At 61.5% G+C, this 12,728-nt stretch carries 11 protein-coding genes; 7 read left to right on the top strand and 4 right to left on the bottom strand.

The window, feature by feature from the left end; translation table 11 throughout:
- Window positions 1-103: 103 nt before the first annotated feature.
- Window positions 104-1,234: a cell division protein ZapE gene (zapE, locus tag BJ917_RS09980; protein ID WP_096510071.1), complete on the top strand. Its 1,131-nt coding sequence runs from the start codon at window positions 104-106 to the stop codon at window positions 1,232-1,234.
- Between the two features lie 166 nt (window positions 1,235-1,400).
- Entirely contained in the window at window positions 1,401-2,714 is a 1,314-nt protein-coding gene (locus BJ917_RS09975; protein WP_121103236.1) for a leucine-rich repeat-containing protein kinase family protein, read from the top strand.
- A gap of 118 nt (window positions 2,715-2,832) precedes the next feature.
- Here the strand turns inward: BJ917_RS09975 and BJ917_RS09970 are convergent, their stop codons facing one another.
- Window positions 2,833-3,537: a YebC/PmpR family DNA-binding transcriptional regulator gene (locus BJ917_RS09970; protein ID WP_008020881.1), complete on the bottom strand. Its 705-nt coding sequence runs from the start codon at window positions 3,535-3,537 to the stop codon at window positions 2,833-2,835.
- Window positions 3,538-3,769: 232 nt separating this feature from the next.
- On the opposite strand from BJ917_RS09970, the gene BJ917_RS09965 reads away from it, so the two are divergent.
- Complete coding sequence (locus tag BJ917_RS09965; RefSeq protein ID WP_121103235.1) at window positions 3,770-5,191, top strand: type VI secretion system Vgr family protein; 1,422 nt, start codon at window positions 3,770-3,772, stop codon at window positions 5,189-5,191.
- Window positions 5,192-5,276: 85 nt separating this feature from the next.
- Here the strand turns inward: BJ917_RS09965 and BJ917_RS09960 are convergent, their stop codons facing one another.
- Entirely contained in the window at window positions 5,277-6,602 is a 1,326-nt protein-coding gene (locus BJ917_RS09960) for an MFS transporter (RefSeq protein ID WP_096510068.1), read from the bottom strand.
- 266 nt (window positions 6,603-6,868) lie between these two features.
- On the opposite strand from BJ917_RS09960, the gene BJ917_RS09955 reads away from it, so the two are divergent.
- Window positions 6,869-7,741 (top strand): LysR family transcriptional regulator, encoded by an 873-nt coding sequence (locus BJ917_RS09955; RefSeq protein WP_096510067.1) that lies wholly within the window; start codon window positions 6,869-6,871, stop codon window positions 7,739-7,741.
- A gap of 119 nt (window positions 7,742-7,860) precedes the next feature.
- Here the strand turns inward: BJ917_RS09955 and BJ917_RS09950 are convergent, their stop codons facing one another.
- Window positions 7,861-8,724, bottom strand: a complete 864-nt coding sequence (locus tag BJ917_RS09950; protein WP_096510066.1) for a LysR substrate-binding domain-containing protein — start codon at window positions 8,722-8,724, stop codon at window positions 7,861-7,863.
- 109 nt (window positions 8,725-8,833) lie between these two features.
- Between BJ917_RS09950 and BJ917_RS09945 the strand changes: the two genes are divergently transcribed.
- From BJ917_RS09945 to BJ917_RS09935, 3 genes are all read left to right on the top strand, one after another.
- A complete protein-coding gene (locus BJ917_RS09945) occupies window positions 8,834-9,943 on the top strand; it encodes a 2-aminoethylphosphonate--pyruvate transaminase (protein WP_121103234.1) in 1,110 nt (369 codons plus the stop codon).
- 89 nt (window positions 9,944-10,032) lie between these two features.
- A complete protein-coding gene (gene phnX, locus BJ917_RS09940; protein ID WP_096510064.1) occupies window positions 10,033-10,860 on the top strand; it encodes a phosphonoacetaldehyde hydrolase in 828 nt (275 codons plus the stop codon).
- 173 nt (window positions 10,861-11,033) lie between these two features.
- Complete coding sequence (locus BJ917_RS09935; RefSeq protein ID WP_096510063.1) at window positions 11,034-11,594, top strand: cytochrome b; 561 nt, start codon at window positions 11,034-11,036, stop codon at window positions 11,592-11,594.
- A 123-nt stretch (window positions 11,595-11,717) separates the two neighbouring features.
- Here BJ917_RS09935 and BJ917_RS09930 read toward each other — a convergent pair whose 3' ends face one another.
- Window positions 11,718-12,644 carry a 1-aminocyclopropane-1-carboxylate deaminase/D-cysteine desulfhydrase gene (locus BJ917_RS09930; RefSeq protein WP_121103501.1) on the bottom strand — a complete coding sequence of 309 codons (927 nt, stop codon included), beginning with the start codon at window positions 12,642-12,644 and terminating at the stop codon, window positions 11,718-11,720.
- Window positions 12,645-12,728: the final 84 nt, after the last annotated feature.

The raw sequence follows: 12,728 nt of genomic DNA, 5'->3' as shown, positions 1-12,728 counted from the left end.
ATCCGCAAAAATCAGACACAACTGGATGCGAATTCCCGCCTCTGGTTACACTATGCCGCCGCAGCTCGGGGAGCCTGCCTGAAGATTACGGGGTGACATCACAGTGGCCGTTCGACCGCCCAACCGTTCGCGACTCACTCCGCGCTGGCCATCGCTGCGCCGCCTCTTCGGCAAGGCAACTACTGCACCCGCCAACGGTGTCGCGAGCGGTCGGGTCATCCACGACTACTTTCACCACAAGGCCCATTCCCAGGGTTACACCCTCAGCCTCAGCCAGCAACGCGTGATCGACTGCATGGCGCAGCATGCCGCGACGCTGCTGGGTGCCGGGGCGAAAACCCTGCCGGGTCTTTACCTGCATGGTGCAGTGGGTCGCGGCAAGAGCTGGCTGCTCGATGGTTTTTTCCAGGCCATCCCCCTTGCGGAAAAACAGCGCCTGCACTTCCACGAGTTTTTTGCCCGGTTGCATCGGGGAATGTTCACTCATCGCGATCAACCGGATGCGCTGGCCACCACGCTGGATGAGTTACTGCGTAACTGCCGCGTACTGTGTTTCGACGAGTTCCATGTCCACGACATCGGCGATGCGATGCTGATCACGCGGCTGTTCAAGGCGTTGTTCCGCCGAGGCATCCTGCTGCTGGTCACCTCCAATTACCCGCCCGAAGGCCTGTTGCCCAACCCGCTGTACCACGCGCGCTTCAAACCGGTGATCGACCTGATCAACGCGCGCATGCAGGTGATGGAAGTCGGCGGGCCACACGACTACCGCAGCCAGGCCAGAACTCACGCGCAGCAACTGTTTACCCAGGGGCAGTATGTCTGGCCCGCCACGCCGGCACAGCGCCAGGCCTCGAACCTGCCTGCCGCCCAAACCCCGGCCATTGCCCTGCCGGTCGGCACCCGCCATCTGCCCGCCCGCTACTGCGAAGGGCGCACCATCGGTTTCACCTTCAGCGACCTGTGCGACCACCCCACCGCCGTCATGGATTACCTGGAACTGTGCCGGCGTTTCGATCACTGGATCATCGACGAACTGCCCAGCCTGGCCGACTGTTCGATTGCCGCCCAGCAACGCTTTATCAATCTGGTGGACGTTTTATACGATCAGGACAAGCACCTGATATTGCTCGGACAGCGCTCGTTGCGCGAAAGCCTGGGTGGCGAGGCCATCGACCTGGCGCGTACGCGCAGCCGGTTGGGGCAGTTGGTTGAGATCCGGGAATCGGTTTAAACCCCGGTTTTGTGTGGCAGTACCGGCCTCTTCGCGAGCAGCGCTCCCACCGTTGACCACGGCGGCCCAATGTGGGAGCGAGCCTGCTCGCGAAGGGGACCTGACAGGCAGCACACTATTCCCGCTATCATGCCGCCCATTCCTTCGACCGATAGCGAACCCGTTCATGCACACCCTTGCACAACTGCGCGCCGGCACGCTGACAGGCATCACTCGCCTGGACCTTAGTTGCGGCCTGACAGAGTTCCCCCGGGAAATCTTCGACCTGGCGGACTCCCTGGAAGTGCTCAACCTCAGTGGCAATGCCTTGAGCAGCCTGCCGGATGACTTGCACCGCCTGACGCGCCTGCGCGTGCTGTTTTGCTCCGATAACCAGTTCACCGAACTGCCTGCTTGCGTGGGTCAATGCGCGACACTGACCATGGTCGCCTTCAAGGCCAACCGTATCGAACACGTACCGGGTGAAGCCCTGCCGCCGTTACTGCGCTGGCTGATCCTGACGGATAACCGCATCCGTGAGCTGCCAACCGAGCTGGGTGAGCGCCCTTATCTGCAAAAACTCATGCTGGCGGGTAACCGCTTGCAGCGCTTGCCCGACAGCTTGCGCAACTGCCATCGGCTCGAGCTTATCCGTATCGCCGCCAACTGTTTGACCGATCTGCCCGAATGGCTACTCTCCCTGCCAGGCCTGACGTGGCTGGCCTACGCCGGTAACCCGCTGGAAACCGAAGCCGATGCGGCCGCCCTTGAAGCCACCGCGAGCATTCCATGGACGGCGCTGGAGCTGGAGCAAAAACTGGGCGAAGGCGCTTCCGGGGTGATTCATCGGGCGACATGGGCACGACCGGGACAACCGGACACGCAGGTGGCGGTCAAACTCTACAAAGGCGAAATGACCAGCGATGGCTCGCCGCTGCACGAAATGAACGCCTGCATCACCGCCAGCACCCATCCCAATCTGATCCGCGTTGAAGGGCGGATTATCGGTCACCCACAGCAAACGGCCGGGCTGGTGATGCAGTTGATCGAGCCGAGCTACCGCAACCTCGCCGCGCTGCCGAGCCTGGCCACCTGCAGCCGCGACGTTTACGCCGACGACACTCGCTTCACTGCCGATGTGGCGCTACGCATCGCCCGTGGCATTGCTTCGGTGGCCGGCCATTTGCACCACCAGGGCATCACCCACGGCGACCTCTATGGTCACAATATCCTGTGGAACGAGCACGGTGATTGCCTGTTGGGCGATTTTGGCGCGGCGTCGTTCCACGCCACGACGGACAGCCTGGAAAGCCGTGCATTGCAACGGATCGAAGTGCGAGCGTTCGGGATCTTGCTGGGGGAATTGCTGGAGCGGATCGACTCGGGGTTGAGCGATGAACGGCGTGTGCAGCTGGAGGCGTTGCAGCAGTGCTGTTGTCAGCCGGAGGTGCTGGCGCGGCCGGGGTTCAGCGAAATCGTTACGGAGTTGAATAACGGGTGACCGCTTCGCGGTCATTCGCGAGCAGGCTCGCTCCCACAGTTGACCGAGTTGCCTTGACGGACACGGTCCAATGTGGAAGCGAGCCTGCTCGCGAAAGCGGTGTCACTGAAGAAACGAATTAACCCGCCAACCCGACAAACATGTCCTGCACGTCATCATGGTTATCAAGACCTTCGAGGAAGGCTTCGACTTCAGCCATCTGCTCATCGCTCAGACCGCTGACCGGGTTCTTCGGCTGGTAGCCCAGCTTGGCCGACAACACGGTGAAGCCTTGCTCAGGCAGGGCTTTCTGTACCGCATCGAGGTCCGTTGGCTCGGTCAGGAACAGGGTCGCGCCGTCTTCACCGGGCTCGAAATCCTGGGCACCGGCTTCGATGGCGGCCATTTCCGGATCGGCATCCGGGGTGTCCGGCGAGGCTTCGATCATGCCGACGTGGTTGAAATCCCAGGCCACCGAACCGGAAGCGCCCAACTGGCCCTTGCGGAACGCGACGCGGATTTCAGCGACGGTGCGGTTGATGTTATCGGTCACGCACTCGACGATCAGCGGCACCTGATGCGGCGCAAAGCCTTCATAGGTCACGCGATGGTATTGCACGGTTTCGCCCAGCAAACCCGCGCCTTTCTTGATGGCGCGATCCAGGGTTTCCTTGGGCATCGAAGCTTTCTTGGCCTGTTCAACCACCAGGCGCAGGTGTGCGTTGGTGGCGACATCGGCGCCGTTGCGCGCAGCAATGGTGATTTCTTTCACCAGTTTGCCGAAGATCTTGCCCTTGGCATTGGCTGCCGCTTCTTTGTGTTTAACCTTCCACTGTGCGCCCATTACTCACTCTCTTGTCTATGGCGCCGAGACATCTATTGGCCGACGCATGGTGCCAAGTTTATACGGCCTAAAGTTGGCAATCGACCAAAAAATATGACCCTCTGATCGGGATTCAGGATCGACAACTTCACCCACCGTTGTAGGGCGATTCTGAAACTTCGATTTGCGATGACTATAAAGCGCTGCGGTTTCGTACCCTCTGTGCCCGTATCCCATGGCAGAAGCGCGTTCGATGCACGACGACAAGGAAAGTCCCTTCACCCTGACCCTCCTCGATGACGACCTGAGTTTGCAGGTGGTGCAGTTCAGCGGTCACGAGGCCCTCAACCAACCCTATCGATTCGACATCGAGGTGCTCGGCCTGGCAGCGGTCATGGAGCCCAATCGCCTGCTGCAACAACCGGCGCACTTGAACCTGGGGCAAGGTCAGGGAATTCATGGCGTGCTGCACAGCGTCAGTCGTGAACATCGCGGGCCGCACCGGTTCAGCTACAAACTGGTGCTGGTGCCCGCGTTGCAAGCACTGGACAAGTACAGATCACGGCGGGTCTTTCAGCATCTCAGCGTGCCCATGATCCTGCGCCGGTTGCTGGAGGAACATGACCTGCCCGACAGCAGTTACCGTTTTGAACTGGGGACCGGGCACTATCCGCTGCGGCCATTTTGCATTCAGTACGAAGAAACCGACCTGACCCTGCTGCAACGGCTGTGCGAAGAAGAAGGCATTCACTATCACTTTGAACATCATCGCGATGCCCATGTGCTGGTTTTCGCCGAAGACAGCCTGAGCCTCCCGCAAGAACCGCTGCTGATGCCGTTTGACGGCGATGCCCCCGAGACAGGCGGCCCTGCGACCATCACCGAATTGTTCCAGCGCCATGATGCGCCCCCCTTGTCCCCACGACTGGATCCCAGGGATCGCGGCGCGGCAGGATGTAACGACAGCGCGGCCAATCAGCCCCTTGCCCCGGCAATGCCGCCCATGCCCCGCCCCGCTGTCGAACAGCGTCATTGCGATCAACGCGCCCGCCGGCACCTGGAGCGCCTGCGTTGCCGGCAAGTGCAAATCCACGGCAAAAGCAATCATCACGAATTACGCAGCGGCCGGATCGTCCAGGTCGCCGAACACCCGCTGCCAGGTTTCAACGATCAATGGCTGGTGATCCAGACGCGGCATCAGGGGCAACAGGGCTCGATTCTGGTACCGGACACGCCGCCGCGTTACCACAATCAGTTCACCGCCATTCCCTGGTCGACGGTATTGCGTCCGGCACTCGAACAGGTCAGGCCGGGCATTCGCGGTTATCAGCCTGCCCGGGTGTGCGGCCCGACGGGGCAACCGACAACACTGGATGATCGCGGCCGGATACAGGTCTGTTTATGGCCCACGGCGGACGCTGATCCTGAGGAATCCGACGGACTCTGGGTACCGATTGCCCTGGCCGCGTCGAACAATCGCATTGACCCGTCCATGCTGCCATTGGCCGGTAGCGACGGGCTGGTCTGTTTCCTTGACGGCGACGCCGACCGACCGGTGTTTTGCGCGAGCATGGGGCAACACCATACGCCCCAGCCCGTCCGATCCCCGACACCGCGTGGCGAATCTCGCCTGCTGCTCGACTGGCTGATCAACCCCACGGACCCTGCACCCTGACCGTCAGCCCTTATCAGCCTTGCCCGCCGCCGGGGCGAACTTCGCCAGGCACACGTTCAGGCTCGGACGCCCGACAATGCCGGGTTCAGGTACGCAGGGGTTTTACAGTCATCGCCCGGTCAGGCACTAACGGATAGTTGGTTTTCAGGCCACCGGGGCGGCTGTTCCAGTGCGGGATCAGCACCAGCGCGGAGAACATCGCGCAGCCGGCGAAGACGATGAATACGGTGACGGTGTCGAAGTAACCCGGCAGCAGCCCGCCGAGAATCGCGCCGACCGAGCCGCAGCCATTGACGAAGCCCGCCGCCGTGGCACCGGCCTTGGCAGTGCCGAAATCGATGGCGGCCGCGCCGCTGATCATCGAGTCAGGGCCATACAGGGTCAGGCCCATGACGAACAGCAATGCCACCACCAGAACCACGCTACCGGTATGCAAGGCGCCCATGAAGAAGGCCAGCGATACGGTCAGCGCCAACAGACTGAGGACACAGGCCGGCATGCGGCGGGCGCCGAACAGTTTGTCCGAGGCCAGGCCGATCATGATCGGCCCCAGCAACCCGGCCAGTTCGAATGCGGTAGGGATAATCGCCGCGCCCACCTTGCCCACCGAGGGCATCTGTTCGAAAACGATCACCGGGCCCCAGAGCAGAATCGCATAGCGCGCCGGCTTCAACATGAAGTACGCGAGACCGAGAATCAGCACCGTACGGTTGCGCAGGATTTCCTTCAACGGCTCCAGGACGCTGATCTTGCTCTGGGCGTACGCCTCTTCAGCGGTCAACTCGGGTTCCGGCTCCACGGCCGGCAAGCCCACGTCTTCGGGTTTGTTGCGTTGAAAAATAAAAAACAGCACGGCGACCAGCCCAACCACCGCCGCACTGGAAATGAATGCCGCGTGCCAGGTTCCGATCAGCGTATACGCCCACCAACCGGCAAACGGCGACGCCACCAGACCGCCAAAGGCGTAGCAGGAACTCCACAGGCCCAGTACCCGCCCGCGCTGCTCGGCGGGAAAGAAACTGCCGAGGTTCTTGCACAGCCCCGACCATCCCGTGGACTGCGCCAGGCCCTGGATCAGCATGCAGGTGGCAAAGATCGGCAACGTGGCGAAGCTGCCCATCACCAGCGCCGCCCCCGCCGAAATCAGCAAGCCACCGAGGACGACAACCCTTGGACCGAAACGGTCGGCAAGGATGCCCCAGGTGAATTGACCGACGGCGTAAGCGGTCAGGTAAATGGCGTCGAGGTTGGCCATGGCCATTTTGTCGAGCATGAACGTCGGGTCTTCGCCGATCCCGAGTTTGGCGACGGAAAATGCTTTGCGGGTGAAGTAGAAAGCGGCGTAGGCGAGCCAGGTGATCGCGAAGATCTGCACGCGCCAACGCTTGATGGTGCCGATGTGCTTGTTCATTGTGGGTCTGACCTCAGGGTGTGAGTGTGCTGGCAGAATTTGAAGAAAACGCCTGTGTTTTTATTGTTGAGCACTGCGAAACTGCCTGGTCCCTGTGGGCGGTTCCGGTCAGATGAGTCCTGCTGTCGCACGCACGGGCTCATGGTACTCGCTGCTGTTCGACCGACCAGTCAGCGGGTTGAGATGATAAAAACAATTACTGATTAATAAGTGAAATCGATTTATCGTATTTCCAATATAAGCTCAGCTTGTACCTGGAGATTTCGATGTCGGTTTCCCACGCCCAGCTCAAAGCCTTCCACGCCGTGGCCGTCCATGGAAGCTTCACCAAAGCCGCCGAGCGGTTGTTTCTCACGCAACCGGCAATTTCCGATCAGGTGCGCAAACTCGAAGAGCGCTACGGTGTGTTGTTGTTCCACCGCAACAAACGCTCGGTGCGTCTCACGGACCTGGGCGAGCGCTTGCTTGGCGTCACCCAGAAACTGTTCGTGATCGAAGCCGAGGCCCAGGAGTTGTTGCAGGACTCCCAGGCGCTGCAGACCGGTAGCCTGATTCTGGCGGTGGATGCGCCGGTGCACGTGTTGCCGCAGATCGCCCGGTTCTGTGAGCGCTACCCCGGCATCAGCGTGAAGATCGAAACCGGAAACACCGATGAATCGTTATTCCGGCTGTTCAATTACCAGGCCGACCTGGCGTTGCTGGGCCGTGATGTCAGCGATGAGCGCCTGATCTCCTTGCCACTGCGCAATGACCCGATGGTGGCGTTCGTTTCGCGTAACCACCCCTGGGCCGATCGCGAGTCCATCTGCCTGGCGGACCTCGACGATACCCCGCTGGTGCTGCGGGAAATCGGCTCGGTGACCCGCCAGACCCTGGAAGAAGAAATGGCCGGCGCGGGATTTCGCATCCGCCCGGCAATTCAGGTGGAAGGACGCGAAGCCGCGCGGGAGGCGGTGGTGGTGGGGATTGGCGTGGGTGTGGTCTCGGCTGCCGAATTCGGCGCCGACTCGCGGGTGTGCGCGTTGCCGATCACCGATTGCAAACGGCGCTTGACCGAGACGCTGGTGTGCTTGCGCGAGCAGAGTTCGCGGCGGATTGTGGCGACGTTTCTGGAGATGGTGCGCGAGAGCCTTGTGTAAGCAGGTCTGGCCCCATCGCTGGCAAGCCAGCTCCCACAGGAATGGGGGCTGGCCACCTATGTTGTGTACGACGCAAAACCTGTGGGAGCAAGGCTTGCCCGCGATGGCCGCACCGCGGTCTACCTGACCGGCGCCAACCCGAAAAACGCCTGAATAAGCCGCAAATCCCGCCGCCGCTCCATGCACCCCATCATGTGCCGGTTCACCAACCCCTCGCCAATGATCGGCACCGCCGCCACCCGTGGGTCGTGGCTGACTTCCACCGACGACACCACGCCCACCCCCAACTCGGCCGCCACCGCCTCGGTGACGGCTTCACGACTGTCCAGCTCCAGCAGCACCCGTGGATTGATCTTGGCCTGAAAGCAGGCTTCGTCGAAGGTGCGTCGGGTGATCGAACTCGGTTCACGAAGCACCATGATCACCTGGTCCAACTCCTTCAGCGGCACGCCCTTGGCCCGTGAAGCCCACGGATGACCATCCGGCACCAATGCACAAATGCGTGACTCGCTCAGCGCCTGCAGATGCAGGCCCTTGCGCGGCTCGACTTCGGTCAGCACTGCCACGTCGGCATGCTCGGACAACAGCGCCGCGAGGGTTTCCTGGGCATTGCCCAGACGCAGGTTCACGGTGATCCCCGGATAGCGCGCCCGCAGGCTCGCGAGCATCGGCATGACCATGTGCGGGCCGTCCGCCGCCACTTCCAGGCGCCCGGTGAGCAACTGCCGGTTGGCCTCCAGCATCACCTGCGCCTCTTCGGCCAGGCCGAACATCGCCCGGGTGATTGCCGCCAGTTTGGTGCCCTCTTCCGTCAACTCCACCCGTCGCGCGGTGCGGCGCAACAGGGTGATCTGGTAGTGCTCTTCCAGCGCCTTGATGTGCCCGGTCACCGCCGGTTGGCTGATGAACAGTCGTGCGGCGGCGCGGGTGAAGCTGCCCTCGCGGGCCACGGCATCGAACGCACGGAGCTGAAACAGGTTCATGAATAACTCTCACTGATGGCTGGCATAACAATAAACAATTTGATTGATAACTCGGCAAATTGCAATTTAAGCCCCGTAGCTTCATCCCATCGATTGCGAGGACACGAGAATGAGTACTGCCGCACCCATCCTGCTCACCCCCGGCCCGTTGACCACTTCGGCCCGCACCCGCCAGGCGATGATGGTCGACTGGGGTTCGTGGGATGACCGCTTCAACCAACTGACCGCCAGCCTGTGCGAGCAACTGCTGGCGATCATCAACGGCGCCGCCAGCCACCATTGCGTGCCCCTGCAAGGCAGCGGCACCTTCGCGGTGGAAGCGGCCATCGGCACCCTGGTGCCTCGCGATGGCAAAGTCCTGGTGCTGATCAACGGCGCCTACGGCAAACGCCTGGCGAAAATCTGCGAAGTGCTCGGCCGCCCGTTCAGTACCTTCGAAACCGCCGAAGACGAACCGACCACCGCCGCCGATGTCGACCGCCTGCTGCGGGGCGATACCGGCATCACCCACGTCGCGCTGATCCATTGCGAAACCAGCACCGGCATCCTCAACCCCTTGCCGGACATCGCCCAGGTCGTCGCGCAACATGGCAAGCGCCTGATCATCGACGCCATGAGCTCCTTCGGCGCGCTGCCTGTCGATGCGCAACAGGTGCCGTTCGACGCATTGATCGCCGCTTCCGGCAAATGCCTGGAAGGCGTACCGGGCATGGGTTTTGTGTTTGCCAATAAAGAATCCCTGGCCGCCGCCGCTGGCAACTCCCATTCGCTGGCGATGGATCTGTTCGACCAGCACGCCTACATGATGAAAACCGGCCAGTGGCGCTTCACCCCGCCGACCCATGTAGTCGCGGCGCTGCACGAAGCCCTGCTGCAATACAACGAAGAAGGCGGCCTGCCGGCGCGGCATGCGCGTTATGCCGCCAACTGCCAGGCACTGATGGAAGAGATGGCCAAGCTGGGGTTGCGCAGCTTCCTGCCGGCCGCGATCCAGGCGCCGATCATCGCCACCTTCCACGCGCCGAAAGACCCGCGCTATCAGTTCAAGGAGTTCTACGAGCGGGTCAAGGCCAAGGGTTACATCCTCTACCCCGGCAAATTGACCCAGGTCGAAACCTTCCGCGTCGGCTGCATCGGCCACGTCCAACCGGCCGAAATGCGTGAAGCCGTGGCAGCCATCGGCGAAGTGTTGCGCGAGATGGAAGTCCTCGAGATCTAAACCACCACGATCCCTGTGGGAGCGGGCTTGCCCGCTCCCACAGGAAAGGCGAACTCCCTAATAGCTCGTTCTCACAGGAATTTTTCACCATGAACTACACCAACCCAACCCAGCTGCAAGCCGCCATCCTCGACTGGGCCGGCACCGTCGTCGATTTCGGTTCTTTCGCACCGACGCAGATTTTTGTCGAAGCCTTCGCCGAATTCGACGTGCAGGTGTCCATCGAAGAAGCCCGTGGCCCGATGGGCATGGGCAAGTGGGACCACATCCGTACCCTGTGCAACCTGCCGGAAGTCGCCGAGCGTTATCGCAAGGTGTTCGGCCGCACACCGACCGACGATGACGTCACCGCCATCTACCAGCGCTTCATGCCGTTGCAGATCGAGAAAATCGCCGAACACTCGGCGTTGATTCCTGGCGCGCTGGACACCATCGCCAACCTGCGCCGGCAAGGGATCAAGATCGGTTCCTGCTCGGGCTACCCGAAACAGGTCATGGACAAGGTCGTCGAGCTGGCGGCCACCAACGGTTACGTCGCCGACCACGTCGTCGCCACCGACGAAGTGCCAAACGGCCGCCCATGGCCGGCCCAGGCCCTGGCCAATGTGATCGCCCTGGGCATCGACGACGTTGCCGCCTGCGTGAAGATCGACGACACCGTGCCGGGCATTCTCGAAGGGCGCCGCGCCGGTATGTGGACCGTGGCACTGATCTGCTCGGGCAACGCGTTGGGTCTGGACTACGAGGGTTATCGCGCCCTCGGCAGCGATACACTGGACAGCGAACGCAAGCGTATCCACGCCCTGTTCGAAGGCTCTCGCCCGCATTACATGATCGACACCATCACCGACTTGCCGGAAGTGATCGCCGACATCAACAAACGCCTGGCCAAAGGCGAGATGCCGCAGACCCACTGATTCACACCAGCCCCCTGTAGGAGCGAGCGAGCTCGCTCCTACAGGCTGTCAATTCCCTGAACTAGGGCATTCAGCGACCGATAACCTCAGGCAAATCCGCTGAAACAGGATTACAGTTAAAGCACACCGTTGATCAGGAACGGTGGCTTGACCCGACCTGTGAGGAACGCCGTATGCCATGGAAAAACTCCGAATCACGCTACAGCACCGTATCGATCGTGCTGCATTGGTTGATGCTGGTCCTGCTGGCGCTGGTTTACGCCAGCATCGAACTGCGTGGGATATTCCCTAAAGGCAGTGGTGGTCGAGCGCTGATTGTGGAGTCACACTTCATGCTCGGCCTGACGGTGTTTGTCCTGGTCTGGTTGCGGTTGTTCGCGCGCAGCTTCGGCCCGGCACCCCAGATTTTCCCGGCATCGCCTCAGTGGCAGACGATGCTGGCCAGGCTGATGCACTGGGCGCTTTACCTGTTCATGATCGCCACGCCGATTCTCGGATGGCTGACCACCAGCGCCAAAGGCAATCAAGTGATGTTCTACGGCGTCGACCTGCCGATGCTGGTGGCTGAAGACAAGGCATTCGCCAGGCAACTGCAGGAATGGCACGAGCTCGCCGGAACCATTGGCTACTGGCTGATCGGCCTGCATGCCGTAGCCGGGCTGTATCACCACTATGTGGTGGGCGATAACACCTTGTTGCGGATGATGCCCAAGGGGGTGAGCCGTAATACTTGAATACACCGAATCCCCCTGTGGGAGCGAGCCTGCTCGCGAAAGCAGTGGCACATCCGGCATTGAGGCGCCTGATATACCGTTTTCGCGAGCAGGCTCGCTCCCCCAGGGGGATTGCGGTGCCTTTCAGATTTGTGGATTGAACCCCCGCCGTCCCTGCAAACCGCCGGTATGCACGAAAATCAGTCGCGTGCCTGGGGCAAACTTCCCCGCCTCAACTTGCTCTTTGAGTGCCAGCAATGCCTTGCCGGTATACAGCGGTTCGAGGGGAACGCCGCTGGCTTGTTCGGTCTGCTCGATGAACTCCAGTAACAGCGAATCGACTTTGGCAAAACCGCCTCGGCTGGCGTCGAGCAGTTCATAGACCGGCTCGGTCACGCCCGCCTCCTCCACGATCCGCTCGACCTGTTGCGCCACACCATGATCGTCAGGCACCGCCAACGCACCATAAACCGGGTGTTTCCCCACTTCGGCCAACACCAGTCCGGCCAGGGTGGTGCCGGTTCCACAGGCCAGCCACCAACCGTCGTAGTCATCCCACCCCAGTCCGTCCAGTTGTGCGCTGACCATTGTCTTCAGCTGTTCGCAACCCTTTGCTCCTTGCAAACCGCCGCCACCTTCCGGGACTGGAAACAGATCGGGATATTGCGCCTGCCATGGGTCCCAGAATCCCGCCTCATGTCGCGCCCGATAGCCGCCGTAGCCTAACCAGTGCAGCTGCATGCCGAACGCCTGCAAGTCGAGGGTCGTGGGTGTTTCCTGAGGATGCCCGCGCAACAGGCCGACCGTGGCAAAACCAAACCGCTTGCCGGCCGCGGCCAGTGCATGCAGGTGATTGGAGTGAGCGCCGCCCAGGCTGATGATGCCTTCGGCACCGGCCCGGTCAGCGGCTTTGAGATGTTCGATGAGCTTGAACCACTTGTTGCCGCTGATCAGTGGGTCGATCAGGTCCAGGCGCAGGATCGCGGACTCGATGCCGGCGGTTTTGAGCCAGTCGAGGTGGAGGGGTTCGAGGGGGGCTTGGGGTAGCCAGTCGGAGGGAGGAAAAAACATTGGCGCCTGATTGAGCTCATAAAGAGCCAGCATTCTAGTCGCTCATAGGCCGCCATCGCGAGCAGGCTCGCTCCCACAAAGGAT

Origin of the sequence: Pseudomonas sp. WPR_5_2 (genome assembly GCF_003634475.1) — a bacterium.
GTDB classification, from domain to species: domain Bacteria; phylum Pseudomonadota; class Gammaproteobacteria; order Pseudomonadales; family Pseudomonadaceae; genus Aquipseudomonas; species Aquipseudomonas izuensis.
Note: the sequence above shows the minus strand (reverse complement) of the source record. Positions and strands in the feature narration are given on the sequence as shown.